Annotated in this window: 15 protein-coding genes; 5 read left to right on the top strand and 10 right to left on the bottom strand. The window is 57.3% G+C overall.

The features are described from left to right. Positions 1-82: 82 nt before the first annotated feature. The 7 genes from D781_RS23530 to D781_RS02505 form a co-directional block, all read right to left on the bottom strand. On the bottom strand, positions 83-334 hold the full coding sequence (locus D781_RS23530) for a hypothetical protein (protein ID WP_071823812.1): 252 nt from the start codon (positions 332-334) through the stop codon (positions 83-85). A 481-nt stretch (positions 335-815) separates the two neighbouring features. After that, positions 816-1187 carry a hypothetical protein gene (locus D781_RS22430; RefSeq protein WP_071823811.1) on the bottom strand — a complete coding sequence of 124 codons (372 nt, stop codon included), beginning with the start codon at positions 1185-1187 and terminating at the stop codon, positions 816-818. 10 nt (positions 1188-1197) lie between these two features. Further along, positions 1198-1596 (bottom strand): hypothetical protein, encoded by a 399-nt coding sequence (locus D781_RS23335; RefSeq protein WP_233494112.1) that lies wholly within the window; start codon positions 1594-1596, stop codon positions 1198-1200. Between the two features lie 72 nt (positions 1597-1668). Then, positions 1669-1812, bottom strand: a complete 144-nt coding sequence (locus tag D781_RS24070) for an RHS repeat-associated core domain-containing protein (RefSeq protein WP_233494111.1) — start codon at positions 1810-1812, stop codon at positions 1669-1671. An 89-nt stretch (positions 1813-1901) separates the two neighbouring features. Beyond that, the gene (locus D781_RS02515; protein ID WP_015670738.1) at positions 1902-2345 is read right to left on the bottom strand and encodes a DUF6386 family protein; all 444 of its coding nucleotides are present in this window, start codon (positions 2343-2345) and stop codon (positions 1902-1904) included. 9 nt (positions 2346-2354) lie between these two features. Further along, a complete protein-coding gene (locus tag D781_RS02510; RefSeq protein ID WP_015670737.1) occupies positions 2355-6668 on the bottom strand; it encodes an RHS repeat-associated core domain-containing protein in 4314 nt (1437 codons plus the stop codon). 15 nt (positions 6669-6683) lie between these two features. Further along, entirely contained in the window at positions 6684-7136 is a 453-nt protein-coding gene (locus D781_RS02505; RefSeq protein WP_015670736.1) for a DUF1795 domain-containing protein, read from the bottom strand. A gap of 461 nt (positions 7137-7597) precedes the next feature. Between D781_RS02505 and D781_RS02500 the strand changes: the two genes are divergently transcribed. Together D781_RS02500 and D781_RS02495 are read left to right on the top strand one after the other, a co-directional pair. After that, entirely contained in the window at positions 7598-8362 is a 765-nt protein-coding gene (locus D781_RS02500) for an HNH endonuclease (protein WP_015670735.1), read from the top strand. An 80-nt stretch (positions 8363-8442) separates the two neighbouring features. Beyond that, on the top strand, positions 8443-9237 hold the full coding sequence (locus D781_RS02495) for an APH(3') family aminoglycoside O-phosphotransferase (protein WP_015670734.1): 795 nt from the start codon (positions 8443-8445) through the stop codon (positions 9235-9237). 84 nt (positions 9238-9321) lie between these two features. On the opposite strand, the gene bglG is transcribed toward D781_RS02495, so the two are convergent. The 3 genes from bglG to D781_RS02480 form a co-directional block, all read right to left on the bottom strand. Then, entirely contained in the window at positions 9322-10170 is an 849-nt protein-coding gene (bglG, locus tag D781_RS02490; protein WP_015670733.1) for a transcriptional antiterminator BglG, read from the bottom strand. A gap of 210 nt (positions 10171-10380) precedes the next feature. Then, positions 10381-11724 (bottom strand): OprD family outer membrane porin, encoded by a 1344-nt coding sequence (locus D781_RS02485; protein ID WP_015670732.1) that lies wholly within the window; start codon positions 11722-11724, stop codon positions 10381-10383. 91 nt (positions 11725-11815) lie between these two features. After that, positions 11816-12607, bottom strand: a complete 792-nt coding sequence (locus D781_RS02480; RefSeq protein WP_015670731.1) for a histidine phosphatase family protein — start codon at positions 12605-12607, stop codon at positions 11816-11818. A gap of 578 nt (positions 12608-13185) precedes the next feature. Between D781_RS02480 and surE the strand changes: the two genes are divergently transcribed. The 3 genes from surE (at position 13186) to D781_RS02465 (ending at position 17468) form a co-directional block, all read left to right on the top strand. Then, entirely contained in the window at positions 13186-14061 is an 876-nt protein-coding gene (surE, locus tag D781_RS02475) for a 5'/3'-nucleotidase SurE (protein ID WP_015670730.1), read from the top strand. A 133-nt stretch (positions 14062-14194) separates the two neighbouring features. Further along, positions 14195-16078: a PTS beta-glucoside transporter subunit IIABC gene (bglF, locus tag D781_RS02470; RefSeq protein ID WP_015670729.1), complete on the top strand. Its 1884-nt coding sequence runs from the start codon at positions 14195-14197 to the stop codon at positions 16076-16078. Further along, positions 16071-17468, top strand: coding sequence for a family 1 glycosylhydrolase (locus D781_RS02465; protein WP_015670728.1), 1398 nt, complete (start codon positions 16071-16073; stop codon positions 17466-17468). Before bglF ends, D781_RS02465 begins: the two co-directional genes overlap by 8 nt. Positions 17469-17497 lie beyond the last annotated feature (29 nt).

Here is a 17497-nt window from a genome sequence, read left to right as displayed (position 1 = left end):
TGCCTGATCCTGACGACGGAGCAGGCAACGGACGGCTAAAAAAAAGCCGGAAAGATCGGAGAATCTCTCCGGCTTAATGCGATCAGGAGCGGTTTAATTCAATTATCCATTCTTTAAAATCCTCCTCAGTATATAAATAATTTCTATCTGAGGATGGTAAATCTACCGCGCCTAATATCTCCAAGTAGTTAGAGATCACTGGATCATATATTCTTAAAGAATCATCATTATAAATATCAAACGCCCACTCAGATACAGCCTTCCTCTCTTCAAGTCCTGATAGTAAATTTTGTATCTTTTTGATTAAGTCACTTTTTCTTGGGATTTCTCTCATATTTACCTTCGCCCCATATATTCACCATTCGAATAAAATATGTGGTGATTCTTTTCATACATTACAGGCTTTGGTGCAACGCTTCTTACACGGCCTGAATGATCTACGGTTTCATACTGCCCTAAAAACCGTATTGAGCAATCCGGTATTACATCATCATTGGCAATATGGTGTGGGAAGAATGACATATTACCCTAAACGTCAGTTTGTGCTGCCCATTTCAGATTACCTTTTTCATCAAATATCTCTCTTGGCGTGCCTATCTGATCAGTGACAACATAATGGAGAGTGCCCCGTTCATAACGAGCAAAGGGTTGTAGTTCATCATTTTTATATAGCCATTGCACCGACTCATTAAACGCAGGCGTACCATCGGCATAGACAGGGATTTCTTCGACTAAACGATCGCCCTGCTAGAAGTAATCATAACCAATAAAAGAATAAATTAGCTGGTCACCAATCATTTCATTTTAAAAGAGAGTTAACCAATACTCTCTCTTTTAACTAATCTTCCATCATCAAGTGTCAAATAGTCTTTCTTATCCCCATGTGTAATTTCCACATATTCATTAACCTCAACTAAATCAATAATCCCGCAAAGATAGTACCAAAAAGTTTTCTTGACATTATCGTAATGAATTACACCCCACTCACAAGGAATTAAATAGCGTTCATCAGGAAGATGAATAACATCATATACAATACCGCCAAGTCGTGATATTTCAGAACGAGCTTCTTCTGTAAAAGTAATCACCCCATCATCTATTTCACCTTGAGATGCCTTACAGTCAGGACATCTCTCTAGTTCTGATTCATAGTTAGAGTAACAATTTTGACATGTAATATATTTCATTAATCACCCCTTATTTTATTGGAATACTAGATGTAATAATACCTGGACCAGTGCCACCAATATGCGGATCTGTATGGTCTGTAATGACCCGTATTTTCTGTGTCACCCCATTTTGGGTCGATGTACCTTCAAATACCTTACCAAAAAAGCCTTCTCTATTAGAAATAACTTGGTTTGAAGGATTATTCGCAACTTCTACAGTAGCATTAGCTATATCTCGATTACTCCACTCTGATGAAAATAAAGAACCTTTTTGACTTCTAGGCTTCATTGATGCATACGGTTCTTGCTTTGGCGGACCGACATGAGGCGAGTGCCTTCTCAAGATATGGCGAAGTGAGCCAAAAGAGAACTTATAACCATCATCATTAGGATTTCCTTTTACTGAAGAACAACTAGCCAGCCCCAACGGGTCCACCCACCCATACGGGTTCGGCGCATACTGGTACAGGTTCAGCCCGCCGCGCAGCCCTATCGGATCCTAGGTAGTAAAGCGACCTACTTCCGGCTCATAGTAGCGGAACAGATTATAGTGTAGTCCGCTCTCGCTATCCTGGTACTGTCCGGCGTAGCGCAGCGGCTGCAGATATCGTGTGCTCTGCCACTCCGCTGCGCTGGCCAACACCTGACTCTACAGTTTGGCAAAGGTATCATACTACCCTCTTAAAAATACGAGAGTAACATTGCTGACATGTTGAAAATTTTCAACAAAAATCATATCCTAATTAATTCATTCTTTTCGTTTTTATTTTTACTACTTTTTATAAATGAAATTACTATATCGGAAGATTCTCTTTTAAACTTCACTTCATAACTGCCTATATCTAACATAAAAAACATCCCTGACATATAGTCAGAACCATCAGGCTCAAGGTCCCCACCACTGGTATCTTCCCCTGAACCAATAAAAACCTTTCCTGATGGTACATTTAAAAATAACGACGCATAGCTTTCTCTTATATTATCAACGACCCTGACCGTATACTGACCATCTTCCCCAAGGTTCAAAAATAACACATTACCTTTATTTATCTCATCCAGTTCATCTTCTGGAACGCTCCACCAATCAGCATCGTCATTAACCCTATGTTTTAAAGAAACCAAGTCAAAAATTGACAAAGTCGCCGTACCTGTTGTAAAAGTGAAACTCTTATCCATCCTCCCTCCTTATTGAAATATTATTTCACTAATTCGGTCTCCTGGTTGAAGACCGGCTTTTCTACCTGCATTTTTTAAGGAACTACCAACGCTTTTGTTTATTGATTCATTGAGCATTTGTAATCTCTGCGTTGGGGAACCACCAACAATCAAGTCAACTGGATGATCTGCGTTCAGCTTTGTTAAATCTGGCGCTTGACCAAACATTCTCTCATAACGAGCCGCTACTGCCTGCCGATATGAACTTTGTACTGAGGAAATTCTAACATCATGAGTCCCAGGAGACCAAACCAACTCACCACGCTGTGCCGCCCGATTAAGTGCATTTTGTTTTTTTGTAAACTGTCTTTCCAGATAGCTTCTTTCCGCATTAGTTAAATTCGAGCTACTCAAAATTTTAGGTTTATTTACGGTTAAAGAAGAACCTGACGAACAAGCAGTCAACCCCAACGGATCCACCCACCCATACGGGTTCGGCGCATACTGATACAGGTTCAGTCCGCCCTGCAGCCCTATCGGATCCTGGGTAGTAAAGCGACCTACCTCCGGCTCGTAGTAGCGGAACAGATTATAGTGTAGTCCGCTCTCGCTATCCTGGTACTGTCCGGCGTAGCGCAGCGGCTGCTCATAGGCCGCGCCCCGGCGCTGCAGGATGCCCGCCGCCGTCTGCCCCTTCAGCCTGCCGAAGGTGTCGTAATCCCCCGACCAGCGCAGCCCGCCTTCACCGTCCGTCACCTCCAGCGGCGCGCCGTTCTGCTCGCTGTGCAGCCAGAAGATATCCGCCTGCCGGCTCTCCCCCGCCTGCTCAATGGCCGCCAGCGGCGTCCACGGGCTGTCCGGCTCATAGCTCCAGCTGCGGCGCGTGCCATCGTCCCGCTGCTCCTGCAACAGCCGGTAGCCCTGCCACAGGAAACGCGCGCTCTGCGCCGCCTTGCCCTTGTAGTCCACCTGCTTGCGCGTGCGCCTGCCCAGCGCATCGTAGTGATACTGCGCCCGGAACTCGCCCTGCGGGCCGCGACCGTGCGCTGCCGTCAGCCGGTTGTCCGCATCGTAGACATAGTGCTGCTCGTACAGCCCGTTGCGCCGGCTTATCAGGTTGCCCCAGCCGTCGTAACGGTAGAACAGCTGCTGCCAGTGCGTCAGCCGGTTATCCCCCAGCGGCGCCGGCGGCAGCTGCTCCTCCAGCGCGCGGCTGGCGCTCTGCGCGCCCAGCAGGTTGTCCGCCATGTCGTACTGCAGGCGGTGGCCCGGCTTGCCCTGCTGCGCCTCGCGGTGCTGCAGCAGGCGTCCTTCCGCATCGTAGCCGTAGCGGACTTCTCCGCGCAGCGCGTCGTCGACGCCGGCTATCTCGCCGCGGCCGCTGTAGTGGTACACCCGACACAGCACGCCGTCTTCCGGCTTCGTCAGTTGCCCGTGGCTGAAGCCGCTGCTCTGCCAGCTGCGGCGGCCCAGCGCATCGTACTGCCGCCGCTGGTGCAGCGCCCCCTGCGTACGTCCGGTCTCCCGGTGCAGCCGGTCGCGGCTGAACTCGCTCACCAGCTGCTGATTGAACCTGATGGCGCTGGCGTGGCCGGAGCCGTAATAGAGCCACTGCAGCCGGTCGCCCTGCGGCAGCGTCAGCGCCTGCAGGTTGCCCAGCGCATCCCACTGATACTGCAGCTCGCCGTTGACGCCTTGCTCGCTCAGCAGGTTACCGGCGCGGTCGTAGCGCAGCCGGATGCTGTCCGGCTCGATGCCCAGCGCCGCACCGGCGGCGGTCGGCGTGCGCGTCAGCGTCGTCAGCCGCCCGTCGGCGTCATAGTCGTAGCGCCATTCGGCGCTGTCGGTGGTGCGCGCCGTCAGCTGACCCGCCTCATCAAAGCGGAAGTGCTGCCGCCGCTCTGCCATGGTGCCATCAGCGGCCGGTGCGCCGGTTTCCAGCAGCGTCGTCGGCAGCCCGTCGGCGCCGTAATGGTAGTAACGGCGCTGCCCGTCCGGCCGCTGTTCCACCTGCAGGCGGCCTGCCGCGTCGTAGCTGAACTGGTAGTCGGCGCCGTTGCCGTTCTCCAGCCGCATCAGCCAGCCGCGCGGGCCGTAGTGATAACGACGCGTGCGGTTGATGCGGTCGGTGATGCTGTCCGGCAGGCCCAGCGGGGTGTACTGCCAGCGCGTCTCGCTGCCGAGCGGGTCCCGGTGCGCGGCCAGCTGGCCCTGCGCGTTCCAGTCAAACTGCTCGTCGCTGCCGTCCGGATGGCGCAGCTGCTGCAGCCGGCCGGCGGCGTCCCAGCGGTAACGGGTCAGGTGGCCTTCCGCATCGGTGCGGTGCGTCAGCTGTCCCAGCGCGTCATAGGTGTAGGCGGTGACGCTGCCGGAACAGTCGGTATGGCGCGTCAGCTGCCCCTGTGCGTTCCAGACCATCTGCACTTCACCGCCCAGCGCGTCGGTGATGCGCTCCGGCAGGCTCTCTTCCGGGTCCGGGTAGTGGTAATGCGTGCTCTGCCCCTGCGCGTCCGTCTGTCTGACCAGACGCCCCTGCTCGTCCCAGTGCTGGAACGCCTGGCTGCCGTCAGGCCCGGTGACCGAGAACAGGCGGCCGCTGTTGCGGGAATATTGGTAGGTGGTGGTGCGGCCCAGCGGGTCGGTCTCGCTCAGCATGCGGCCGTACGGGTCCCACTCGCTCTGTCGCTGCGCACCGCCCGGCAGCACCACGCTGCACAGTTCGCCGCGCGCGTAGATAAGGCCGTAGCGACGGCTGTCATAGTCGGTGAACTGCGCGACGTTGTCGTCATCGTCCAGCTGCCACAGCGCCTGTTTGCCGTCGTCACGCACCGCCCGGCGCGTCCCGTTGGCGAAATCATAATAGACGGACAGCTGCTCGCCGGCGCTGTTGCGGTAGGCCACCACCCGCGGCAGGCCGTCAATCTCCTGCCAGCGGTATTCGTTCAGCAGGCCGTTCTGGTCCTGATGGCTAACCATCAGCCCGTCCTGCCAGCCAAAACGCCGCGTCACCTCGCCGGCGCGGTTGCGGACGGTGACCAGTTGCCCCGCGTCGTCGTAGCCGTAGCTCGCCAGCACCTGCTCATCCTGGCCGTTTTGCCACGCTACCGCCGCCAGCCGCAACGCACCGTTGGCCGTCGTCAGGTAGCGGCAGACCAGACGCTGCCCGGCGCTGTCCACCAGCTCACTCAGTTGCCCCGCATCGTTATAGAACAGCGAGGTGGCGTTGCCGACGGCGTCGGTCATCATACTCAGCCGGCTCGGCTGCTGCGCCTCCAGCCGCGGATAGTGCCACGCCTGTTCGCTGACGTCGAACACCTGCCAGCTGCCGTCGGCGTTGTGCATCAGCCAGCATTTTTCCGCTTCGCAGTAGGTCTTGTGGCCGCGCGGCACCATCGGGAAGGAGACATAATCGCCGGACGGCGCGCGCCACACCAGCCCCTCCTGCCAGATTTGCAGGCTGCTCTCCCAGAACAGGCTCCAGCCACGCCCCAGCACGCCCTCCGCCGGGTTGCCGCTGCGCCAGTAGCGCTGCCACGCCACCGGCAGGCGCGACGGCAGCACAAAGTCCAGCTCGTCATCGCCGTCGAGAAACTTCTGGCCGCTGACCACGTCCAGCGGACGGGCGATAATGCCCGTCGCCGCGGTGGCGGTCATCAATGCACCGGCGCGGCAGGCCACGCGGCCAAGCTTGTTGATGCCCGGCGCCTTGCTGAGCATGCGCCCGAGCGCCCCCAGCTTGCTGGCCGCGCCGCCGACGCCGCCTATCAGGCCGGCGAACAGCAGCGTCAGGTCAGAGATTTTATACAGCCAGTCGGGCACTTCCGGTTTGATGGGCAGCGTGGTGACGGTGCCGCCGCCGATGCGCACATCGGGCGAGCCGGCCATCACCTGCGCGTCGCAGTTGGTCTTGTCGCCGCTGCGCACCGCCGGGTAACCGTTGATAAACACCTTGTCCGAGCCCTGCGCCATCTGCATGCTCGGGCCGTCATCCTCGCAGACCACGCGGCTGACGGTGGCGATGGCCGCCGGTTTGCCGTTGATAAACACGTTGCCGGAGCCGGTCAGTATCGTGCCCTTGGGCGACAGACTGCCGGCGCCGGCGGCGGCAATGCCGTCGCGCGCCTGGGTGGCCAGCTCGCCGGAGAGGTAGCCCACCGCCAGGCTGGCGCCAATCAGCAGCACGCCGACGCCCACGCAGGAGGCCGCCAGCCCGGCGACAAACAGGGCGCCCGCCGCCACCGCACCGGCGGCGGCAATCAGGCCGCCGATAAACGTGCCGCCAATCATCCCTGCCAGCGCATGGGAATGGCCGATGCTGTCCCCGACGCGCGCTGCTTCACCCATGTTCCTGCTCCTTTATTACGCCTGTGAGGCGGCGTCCGCCGCCGGCTGATAGCTGGCTAATACCTGTTGCAACAGCGCTTCATCCTGCGCCGTCAGCTTGCGCGGCTGCGCCAGCGTAAAGACCAAAACCTGTCCCTGCGGCAGGGCAAACACCGCCTGACGCTGCCAGATGCGTTTGCCGTCGCGCATATAGCTGGCGTGCACGCATTCACCACTCAGCATGCCATTGCCCAGCGTCGCCGGCTCACGGCTTTTTTGCACCCAGCCCTTCAGGCCGTCGGCCAGCGTCGCCAGCTGACGCGTTACATAGTCCGCCAGCGTTTCTTCCGCCAGCAGGGCATCACGGGAAATATTCAGAGAGGGGGAAATATCATCCCCGGCCAGCAGCACGTTAACGCTGCGATCGCGGTAACCGTCAGGCAGCTTGACGCTGCCTTCGGTAAAGGCGCAACGGGAGAAATCAGGCATTACGCAAGGTCCTTTTACTTAACAGGGCGCCAAGGATGACATAAGCCGCCGCAGATGGAAATATTGGTTAGGCGTTCTGATTGTTTGCATAAGAAATAACCGACAGCAAATGCATTTCCAATGTCTCTGAAATGCGCTAAAAAAAAGATAAAACAAGAAAAAACAAAAGAATAATCCCAGTTAAAATTTCATGCTCCCGGCTAGGTAAAAGCCGTGATGAGGAGCGTGGGAACGGTAGTTAATACAGCGATCGGACGTAAGAAAAACGTTCATTGAGGCTAAATAAATTGCAATTAAATCACCTTGAACGCTATTTGTTCTAATAAATTAACAACCTGTATCAAAAGTAAAAGCATCGATGATTGATATTGGCAAAACATTCGCAAGAGTAGTCATATTCAACTCACGATGGCATAGTTAAAAGATTCGCTAACTCGATGAATTAACTACTGGACTGCTGTATGACTGCAACACGCCGTTGGACTCGGGAGGAACTACTCCTCGCTTTTACCCTGTACAGCCAGATTCCCTTTGGCAAACTGCACTCCAAAAACCCTGAAATTATTCATTATGCCAAACAGATTGGGCGTACACCGTCAGCATTGGCAATGAAGCTGGTTAACCTTGCCAGTTTGGATCCGTTCATTACAGAGTCTGGACGCAGCGGCCTAAAGGGCGCCTCTAATGCCGACCGCGAATTATGGCAAGAGATGCGTCAAGATCCCGAAGCCTTCAATCAACACTGTCACCAAGCCACAGCACACCTAGCAGGGCTAAACACAACGGCTGCTGATACAGACATTAAAGATTTTACGGGTAATGAGCGCCTCGCAATGGTTAGAACACGCATTGACCAGAACTTATTCCGTAAAAACGTCCTGGCCGTTTATGAATATCGCTGTTGCCTTACGGGACTTGAAGAACCAGCCCTACTGATTGCCAGCCATATCCGCCCCTGGAAAGATGCCGTTGAACATCGACTCAACCCCAATAACGGTCTTTGCCTCTCTAACCTACATGATAAGGCCTTTGATCGCGGGTTTATCACCTTTAACGAACACCTGGAATTGATGTTATCGCCACAACTAAAGAAACTGAAAAGTTCTGCCTATCGGGATAATTTTGAAAAGTATGAGGGTCAAGCAATTCGAACGCCCACCAGCTCACCGCCTGATGCAGAACATATGGCATACCATAGAAAAAATATTTTTCTTGGTGTCGCTTAACACAAATCTCTCATTTGCAGCCCTCAAAGTTTGGGATGATTTATGGGCGCTATCATAAAGACACGCTATGCGAGGCTCCCATGACCATCAACGATAACCCCCCGCTCTTCCCCCCGACCTGGCAACCGCTGCTGGAACAGGGCCGCCTTGAGCGGCAGCATATCGGCCGCTCCGATGCGGACGTTTTCCGCCTGCGGCGGCACGCTGGGGATCTGTTTTTAAAATCAGAACGGGCCAATGCGTTCAGCGAGCTGCCGGCCGAGGTGGAAAAGCTGAAGTGGATGCGCCGGCAGGGGCTGGCGGTGCCGGAGGTGGTGGAGTTTACCCGCCACGCCGGGCATCACTGGCTGCTGATGAGCGCCCTGCCGGGACGAGACCTGGCCTCAGAACCGACGCTGCCGCCTGAACGGGTGGTCGCCATTATGGCGCAGGCGCTGCGCCGGCTGCATACCCTGCCTTACCACGGCTGCCCGTTCGACCAGCGCCTGAGCGTGCAAATCCCGCTGGCACAGCAGCACCTGCAGGCCGGCCTGGTGGACGAGTCGGACTTCGACGCCAGCCGGCTGGGTAAATCCGCCGCCGAACTGTTCGCCACGCTGCTGGCCGAGCGCCCCGCGCCGGAGACGGAAGATTGGGTGGTGGCCCACGGCGACCCGTGCCTGCCTAACCTGATGGCGGACGGCGATCGCTTCAGCGGCTTTATCGACTGCGGCCGGCTGGGCTGTGCCGACCGCTATCAGGATCTGGCCCTGGCGTCACGCAGCATTGGCTACAACCTGGGCAGCGACTGGGTGGCGCCGTTTTTCCGGGCGTACGGCATCGTGCCGGATGAGGCGCGGCTGGAGTATTACCGGCTGCTGGATGAGTTTTTCTAAGACAGCGGCGCGTGCGGCTGCCGACATGCCATATCAAGGCGGGGGCGTTAAAAACCGGGGAAAACGGGTAAAGTATCAGCAGGATCAGTTACCCGTTCTCTTATTGCCCTCTTTCCGCACCCGCTCGATATGGATGGTTAAAAACATAATCTCCTCCGTCGTCAGCTCGCGCTGATAACCGGCGCGCAGATGGCGCGCAATTTTCTCTGCGCACTTCCAGGCCTTGGCGTAGTTGTCCTTCACCGCGCCGTGCAGCGTGACGTCGTCGTCCGGCACCACGGTGCGCGTCAGCATACGCTGGGCAAAAAACTTCAGGTGGGTAACAAAGCGCTGGTAGCTGAGGGAATCCTCATCGTACTCCAGCCGCAGCTGATACTTCACCAGCTGCAGGATCTCCTGCATCACCCGGGTAACGTGCATCACCTCCGGCATGGCGCTGTTCAGCTGCGCGGTGACCAGATGCAGGGCGATGAACCCGGCCTCGTCCTCGTCCAGCTCCACGCCGAGCCGCCGGGCGATGATCGCCCGCGCCTCCTGCCCCAGCTCAAACTCCTTCGGATAGAGACGCCGGGTTTCCCACAGCAGCGCGTTCTTGATCGCCAGCCCGCTCTTCTGCCGCTCAATGGCGTAGTGGCAGTGGTCAGTCAGGGTGATATACAGGCTCTCCTGCAGCTTACCCAGCCGCGCGCGCGCCAGCTCGATAATACGGTCGCAGGCGGTCATCACCTCCAGCGGGATCTGGCTGAGCAGCTCGCCCAGCCGGCTGACCAGTTCGTCGCTCTGCAGCGCAAACACCTTTTCAATCTGAGCCGTATCCAGCACATCGCCCACGCGCTTCTGAAACGCCAGCCCGCGCCCCATCACCACCTGTTCACGCTGATGCTCACCCAGAACCACCACCACATTATTATTGAGTATTTTGGCGATTTTCATCTGAACCCCGGAAACAAAAAAACCTGACCCCGGCGAACGCCAGGAAATCAGGTTTTGCCTGCGTTTAGCAGTAACAATCCACGCCTGCAATTTACCATTTTCCGCCGCGCACTGACGTTTGCAGCGGGAGAAACGTGAGCAGGATCGCGAATAAAAAGCGCGCCGGAAGGTGGGGAAAAACTGACACCTCCCGACGCTGCTCCGTTCGCATCAGAACAGTTTGAATTTGTACTCGATAATCACCTCAGACGAGAGGGTATGGGAACGCATATAGCGGCCGTCCTCGTTCAGCTGCGGCGTTTTACCGCGGGCCTTATACGACCAGCCCGGGCCGAACATGGTCCACACGGTCAGGTTGTTGAGTTTGCCATGGGCAGGCGCCCAGCGGGTAAAGGCGCTGACCTCGCCGCTGCGCACGTGGTTGCCCCGGTAGCTGAACTGACCAGCGATAGCGGCCAACCCCACCGCCAGCTCCGGCGTCAGCTTATAGTCCGAGATATTCGCCAGCATCACCTCGCCGTCGCGCATATAGTCATCGCCGGCGAACGCCATCGAACCGAAGGTGCCGCGGGAGTTTTTACTCATATGGCGCGGATAGAACCCGACCTCGTGCTCTTTTCTGGCCTGGGTGTAGCCCAGCCCCCACTTGCTGCTCCAATTGTCCGCCCGCCAGCTGCCCTCCAGCGTGTAGTGCCAGGCGTTGCGATCGAAGTCGCGCTTACCGGCCGGCATCGCTTTGTACGCTTCCAGCGCGCGGGTGCCGTAAACCTGTGCGCCGACTTTCAGCCGTTTGTTCGGCATCATCTGCGCTATCAGCAGCTGGCGGCGCAGGTAGTTATCGCTTTCACCGTAGCCATACTGCAGGCTCAGCCCATCGCTTTTCCACAGCAGGTCGCCGCTGGCGATGTGGTTGATATAGTTGCCGCTATTGGTCTGAAAACGCTTTTTATCCGGCGAGTTACGGTCCATGGAGCTTTCGATATAGGCACCGCGCAGGGTCAGCGCATCATAGTTGACCGAACCCAGCCAGCCCAGATAGGTGATGGGCGACAGGCGCGTGGAGTTGGAGATTACGCCGACGTTTTTCATCGTCTGCCAGCCCCATCGGGCGTGCAGCTGTGCGCCGGCCAGCGAGGATTTCAGCTTCAGGTTACGCTGGCCGAATTTGCTGTAGCCCTCGGCGTTATTTTTATCATTACCGCTGCCGTTGTTATACAGCACGCCGCGGGTGTTGAAATAATCACTGGCCCCCAGCTTGACTGCGCCATAATAGGTGACGTCCACGCCAAAGATATCGGCAAAATAGCCGGACTGATAATCCACGGCCACACCCTGCCCCCAGGCGTTATGCACCTTTTTCGGATCGATGCTGTCTTCCTTGAGATATTTCCAATAATTTTTCAGCGACAGTGTCATCTGCGACTGGTTAAAAAAAGGATCCGCCAGCGCCCGATCAATAACCCCTTTCTCCTGCATACGCGCATCAACTGACGACCAGCCGCAGACGGGAATAACCCATACCGCTAACGCGACGGCCAATAAATTAATTTTCATTATTAATCCCCAGAATATAATCGTAGCAATCCCGGCCAGGGGTTATTCACCCTGGCCTACTCATCCTTGAAATGTTTAATTGTATTTATAATTACTTGTTATTATCGAACGCCTGCTTACCGGCCTCGACATATTTCATGGATCCAATTTCCGGCACCGTATATTTACCGTTTTGATAAACCACTTTGACCACCGCGGCGTTGGACAGCGGCTTGTTTCTGGCTGGATCCGTGGTCAGGTCGGAAATCATAATCTGCATGGAGGTGCCGGAGGAGATCGCCAGTACATTCTTCTCGCCGCGCGCCTTGGCGTTATCTACGATGGTGTGCAGCGCCGCCTGCGTGCGCTGCTTCACCTGCTGGTAGTTTTCCGCCAGCCCTTTCGGGTCCGCCGCGGCCAGCGCGTTCTGACTCTGGTCCTGCATCAGTTCGCCCGCCTTCATTTTATTGAACATCTCGCCGCCGTCTTTCATCCCCAACTGCCGCGCGCCGGCGTCCGCCATATCTTTATTCCAGCCGCCCTCAAAGCCGCCGAAGAAGGCCTCACGCAGGCCGGGCAGCTCGGTCAACTGATAATCCTTGACGCCCGCCTGGTGTAAAATCACCGCCATGGTTTCACGCTGGCGGCCGGCGTCGCTGGAGTAATAGCTGTCGAACTTGATGCCCTTCAGTCCCTCGCCCAGATAGCGCGCCACGCGAATGCCGTCTTCGGTCAGCGGCGAGTCCGCCCAACCCTGAACGCGATCGAAGGTGTTAAACAGCGTTTTGCCATGACGGGCGAAATAGATGGCGATCGCCTCGTCAGTCTGCGGCGGCGTATTTTCCGCCGCTGCGCCAGCCGCCATACCGCTACACATCACGAATACTGCCAACCATTTTTTCATTTTTATGCCATCCATTAATAGAATTCCCTGGTGCTGGAAACAAAAAAACCTACGCCGGATAATACGGACATTGCATAAAACAATGACGCGATTGGCCGACGTAGGTTTTGCCTGTAAGAACAGTAACAATCCAACTCAATGGAATATTAACACCGGGTCTGCAGAGTAATACAAGCCTTTTCTCTGGCTAAAAACGGAACTGTGATCTTTCTCATATAACAATGCCAGCAAGTTTACTCTATTGCATCATAATAAATGAAAAATTAAATAAATCAGAACCATTAGACCAAACCACCAGAATTATCTTCACAACATAGAATCAATTTAAAAGAGTAAACAAAACGTTTACTCTTAAGAGTTTCTGTTACTCATCCTGATAAAATTGTTTATTGATCCCTGTCACAGATTAAATATCCTCCCACTGGACTATTTGTCGGGCAGGGAGTAATTTCCCCTTCGATCTAGGATTGTTACTGTACACGGGCAAAACCTAAGAGACTTGTCGCAACGCGTTGCGCACAGGTTTCTTAGGTTTTTTTTTGCGCTGCATTCAGGCCACAGCCTACCAAGGAGACCCCATGAAAAGAAAAATCCTAACGGCAACCTTGCTTGCCCTACTGACATCCCCCGCGCTGGCGGCTGAAAAGCCAATGAAAATTCTGCTTATCAACGACGACGGTTGCAAATCCGTCGGCACCACCTCGCTGCAGGACAAGCTGGCCGCCAAAGGCTATGACGTCTGGCTGGTGGCGCCATCCACCAACCAGAGCGGCATTGGCTCTGCCATCACCTTTAAGCCCGGTAAGGTGTTTGATGTCCACAAGATCGCCGACAAACGCTACTGCTTCCCCGGCACGCCTGCCGACGCGGTGGACTTCGGCCTATGGGGCGTACTCAAAGACGCACCGCCCGATCTGGTGATCTCCGGCGTCAACGACGGCCCAAACACAGGCATGGCGCAGGTTAACTCCGGCACCGTCAATGCGGCGGTTCGCGCACTGCGCTACGGCTTTCCGGCCATCGCCGCCAGCATCGGCTACCGCCTGACCGAAGAGGAAAGCAAAAACCACTGGCCCAGCACGCAAAAATACTGGCCGGACTCCGTGGACTACGTAGTCAACCTGGTGGATAAACTCAACGCCGCGCGGCAAGCCGGCCAGCCCGTATTGCCGCAAGGTTCCGGGCTGAGCATCAACTATCCGGCGCTGCCGGCCGCGGAGATCAAAGGCGTGCGCTATGTCGACAATGAACGGCATCCGATGCCACAAATTGGCTACCAGCTGCAGGCAGACGGTACGGCGAAACAGTTGATCACGGCCGAATCGCTGGCCCCTTCCACCGCCGATACCGACAGCGGCTGGCTGAATAAAGGCTATATCACCTACACCTTGTTTGACGGCGTCTGGAACGCCCCACACTACCAGTTGAAGTATGAAGCGTTACTGAACAAGTAATGCCCGCCCCTCCCGACGCCCAGACCGTCAGGAGGCGCACACCTGCCGAAGCTATGGATGCTCAGTGCGCTTGCAGGCAAAGCCCGGCGTGGCCGCCGGCTGTTACACCTCAGAGAAACAATTAGGAAGAACTATGAACTATCAGGAGTTGGCCGGCGACATTCTGCAAGGCGTCGGCGGGCGGGAAAACATCATCAGCCTGGTACACTGCGCAACCCGGCTGCGCTTTAAACTCAGCGACCCGGCGCAGGCGGACGCCACAGGGCTAAAAAACCACCCCGGAGTGATTATGGTGGTTGAAAGCGGCGGGCAGTTTCAGGTGGTGATCGGCAACCATGTGCACGAGGTGTATCAGGCGGTCTGCCGCGCCGCGGGGCTGAACGACGAGTCGGCCGCCGCACCGCCGCCGCCGCAGGAAAAATCCGGGCTACTGGCGCGCTTTATCGATGTGGTATCCGGCATTTTCACCCCGTTCCTCGGCGTGATGGCGGCCTCCGGCATTCTAAAAGGCTGCCTGGCGCTCAGCCTGGCGACCGGCGTGCTGAACGAGAGCAGCGGCGCCTACCGCATGCTGTTCGCCGCCAGTGACGCACTGTTCTACTTTCTGCCGATTGTGCTGGGCTACACCGCCGGGAAAAAGTTCGGCGGCAACCCGTTCCTGACCATGGTGGTCGGCGGCGCGCTGGTGCACCCGCTGATGCTGGAAGCCTTTCAGGCGACCGCCAGCGGCGAATCCCTCAGCTTCTTTGGCATCCCGGTGGTGCTGATTAACTACGCCTCGTCGGTGATCCCGATTATCGCCTCCGCCTGGTTCTGCTGCTGGCTGGAACGCCAGTGCAACAAGGTGATGCCATCGGCGGTAAAAAACTTCTTCACGCCGCTGATCTGCCTGGCGGTGGTGGTGCCGCTGACGTTTCTGGCCATCGGCCCGCTGGCCACCGGGCTGGGCGAGCTGCTGGCCGCCGGCTTCCAGCGAGTCTACCACTTTGCGCCGTGGCTGGCGGGCGGCATTCTCGGTGCGCTGTGGCAGGTATGCGTGATCTTCGGCCTGCACTGGGGGCTGGTGCCACTGATGATGAACAACGTGGCGGTGCTGGGCTATGACCCGATGATGGCGATCCTGTTGCCGGCGGTGTTTGGCCAGGTGGGCGCCGCGCTCGGCGTGTTCCTGAAAACCCGCGACCCACGTCTGAAGGCGCTGGCTGGCTCCGGTGCCATCGCCGGCGTGTTCGGCATTACCGAGCCGGCGGTGTACGGCGTCACCCTGCCGAACCGCCGCCCGTTTATTTTCGGCTGCGTCGGCGGGGCGCTGGGCGGGGCGATCGTCGCCTTCAGCCAGAGCAAGGTGTACTCCCTCGGCCTGGCCAGCATCTTTGCGCTGGCGCAGATGATCCCGCCGACCGGCCTGGACGCCACGGTATGGGGCGCAATGGCCGGCGTGGCGCTGTCGTTTACCCTCGCCGCGCTGCTGACGCTGTTTGCCGGCCTGCCGATGCAGCCCGCCGCCGCAGAAGCAACGCCGACGGCGCTGGCCGACGCGGACGCAGTTCTGGCGCCGCTGACCGGCGTCGCCGTCGCGCTGGATACGGTGCCGGACCCGACCTTCGCCAGCGGCCTGATGGGCCAGGGCGCAGCGATCATTCCCGCCGAAGGGCGGGTGGTGGCGCCGTTCCATGGCGAGGTGGCATCGCTGTTTTCCACCAAACACGCCCTCGGCCTGTTGAGCGACAGCGGCATCGAGGTACTGATCCACGTCGGCATCGACACGGTAAAACTGAACGGCGAACACTTTACCGCCCATATCAAAGAGGGCGACAAAATCGCCCCCGGCGATCTGCTGGTGGAATTTGACCGCGAGGCGATCCTGCGCGCCGGCTACGACCTCAGCACCCCGGTGATTATCAGCAACAGCGAGGACTACGCCGGCGTGGAAAGCGTCAGCCCGACCCCTGATGTACGAGCGGGTTCGGCATTCCTGCACGTTACGCGCAACAACAAAGGAGATAACCATGACTAAGACATTCCCGGACGATTTTTTATGGGGCGGCGCGCTGGCAGCCAACCAGGTTGAAGGCGCCTATCTGGAGGACGGCAAAGGGCTGTCGACCTCGGACATGATGCCGAACGGTGTATTCGGCCCGGTGCGCGAACGCACGCCCGGCGACTTCAGCATTAAGGACGTCGCCATCGATTTTTATCACCGCTATCCGCAAGATATCGCCCTGTTCGCCGAGATGGGCTTTAGCTGCCTGCGGGTCTCCATCGCCTGGTCGCGTATTTTCCCGCAGGGCGACGAGCAGGAACCGAACGAAGCCGGCTTAGCCTGGTACGACAAGCTGTTCGATGAGCTGGCGCGCCACAATATTCAGCCGATGGTGACGCTGTCGCACTACGAGATGCCCTGGGGGCTGGTGGAGAACTATGGCGGCTGGGGCAACCGTAAAGTCATCGCCTTCTTTGAGCATTACGCCCGCACGGTGTTCAGCCGCTACCGCGACAAGGTCAAGCTGTGGCTGACCTTTAATGAGATTAATATGTCGCTGCACGCACCGATGACCGGCGTCGGCCTGCCGGAAGGCAGCAGCCGCGCGGCGGTGTATCAGGCCATTCATCACCAACTGGTGGCCAGCGGCCTGGCGGTGAAGGCCTGCCACGAGCTGATTCCGGACGCGCGCATCGGCAACATGCTGCTGGGCGGCCTGACCTATCCACTCTCCTGCAAGCCGGAGGACGTATTCGCCACGCTGCAGGACAACCGCAGCTGGCTGTTCTTTGGCGACGTGCAGTGCCGCGGCGCCTACCCCGGCTATATGCAGCGTTACTTCCGCGAGCAGGACATCAGCCTGCAGATTACGCCGGAAGATCTGGCGGCACTGCGCCACACCGTCGATTTTATCTCTTTCAGCTACTATATGACCGGCTGCGTCACCGCCGATCCGACGCTGGTGGAGAAACTACGCGGCAATATTCTGGATATGGTGCCCAACCCGCATCTGGCAAGCTCCGAATGGGGCTGGCAAATTGACCCGCTCGGCCTGCGCACGCTGCTCAATACGCTGTGGGATCGCTACCAGAAGCCGCTGTTTATCGTGGAGAACGGCCTGGGCGCCAATGACCAGCCGGCCGCCGACGGCCAGATCCACGACGACTACCGCATCAGCTACCTGAACGACCATCTGGTGCAGGTGCGCGAGGCAATCGACGACGGCGTGGCGCTGATGGGCTATACCTCATGGGGACCGATAGATTTGATCAGCGCCTCCAAGGCGGAGGTCGGCAAACGCTACGGCTTTATCCACGTTGACCTGAACCAGGACGGCTCCGGCACGCTGAACCGCAGCCGTAAGGACAGCTTCTGCTGGTATCAGCAGGTGATCAAAACCCACGGCGCATCACTGAAGGGGTAGGACCAGCATGACGGGCGCAGCCTGGGGCT

Source organism: Serratia sp. FGI94 (genome assembly GCF_000330865.1).
GTDB lineage: Bacteria > Pseudomonadota > Gammaproteobacteria > Enterobacterales > Enterobacteriaceae > Serratia_B > Serratia_B rubidaea.
Note: the sequence above shows the minus strand (reverse complement) of the source record. Positions and strands in the feature narration are given on the sequence as shown.

What these genes read in the sequence shown, in the direction of transcription:
- D781_RS02485 (WP_015670732.1), bottom strand. Translation starts at nt 11,724, where the DNA reads ATGAAAATTAATTTATTGGCCGTCGCGTTAGCGGTATGGGTTATTCCC.
- D781_RS02480 (WP_015670731.1), bottom strand. Translation starts at nt 12,607, where the DNA reads ATGAAAAAATGGTTGGCAGTATTCGTGATGTGTAGCGGTATGGCGGCT.
- D781_RS02465 (WP_015670728.1), top strand. Translation starts at nt 16,071, where the DNA reads ATGACTAAGACATTCCCGGACGATTTTTTATGGGGCGGCGCGCTGGCA.
- D781_RS23530 (WP_071823812.1), bottom strand. Translation starts at nt 334, where the DNA reads ATGAGAGAAATCCCAAGAAAAAGTGACTTAATCAAAAAGATACAAAAT.
- D781_RS02510 (WP_015670737.1), bottom strand. Translation starts at nt 6,668, where the DNA reads ATGGGTGAAGCAGCGCGCGTCGGGGACAGCATCGGCCATTCCCATGCG.
- bglG (WP_015670733.1), bottom strand. Translation starts at nt 10,170, where the DNA reads ATGAAAATCGCCAAAATACTCAATAATAATGTGGTGGTGGTTCTGGGT.
- D781_RS02500 (WP_015670735.1), top strand. Translation starts at nt 7,598, where the DNA reads ATGACTGCAACACGCCGTTGGACTCGGGAGGAACTACTCCTCGCTTTT.
- D781_RS22430 (WP_071823811.1), bottom strand. Translation starts at nt 1,187, where the DNA reads ATGAAATATATTACATGTCAAAATTGTTACTCTAACTATGAATCAGAA.
- surE (WP_015670730.1), top strand. Translation starts at nt 13,186, where the DNA reads ATGAAAAGAAAAATCCTAACGGCAACCTTGCTTGCCCTACTGACATCC.
- D781_RS02515 (WP_015670738.1), bottom strand. Translation starts at nt 2,345, where the DNA reads ATGGATAAGAGTTTCACTTTTACAACAGGTACGGCGACTTTGTCAATT.
- D781_RS02505 (WP_015670736.1), bottom strand. Translation starts at nt 7,136, where the DNA reads ATGCCTGATTTCTCCCGTTGCGCCTTTACCGAAGGCAGCGTCAAGCTG.
- bglF (WP_015670729.1), top strand. Translation starts at nt 14,195, where the DNA reads ATGAACTATCAGGAGTTGGCCGGCGACATTCTGCAAGGCGTCGGCGGG.
- D781_RS02495 (WP_015670734.1), top strand. Translation starts at nt 8,443, where the DNA reads ATGACCATCAACGATAACCCCCCGCTCTTCCCCCCGACCTGGCAACCG.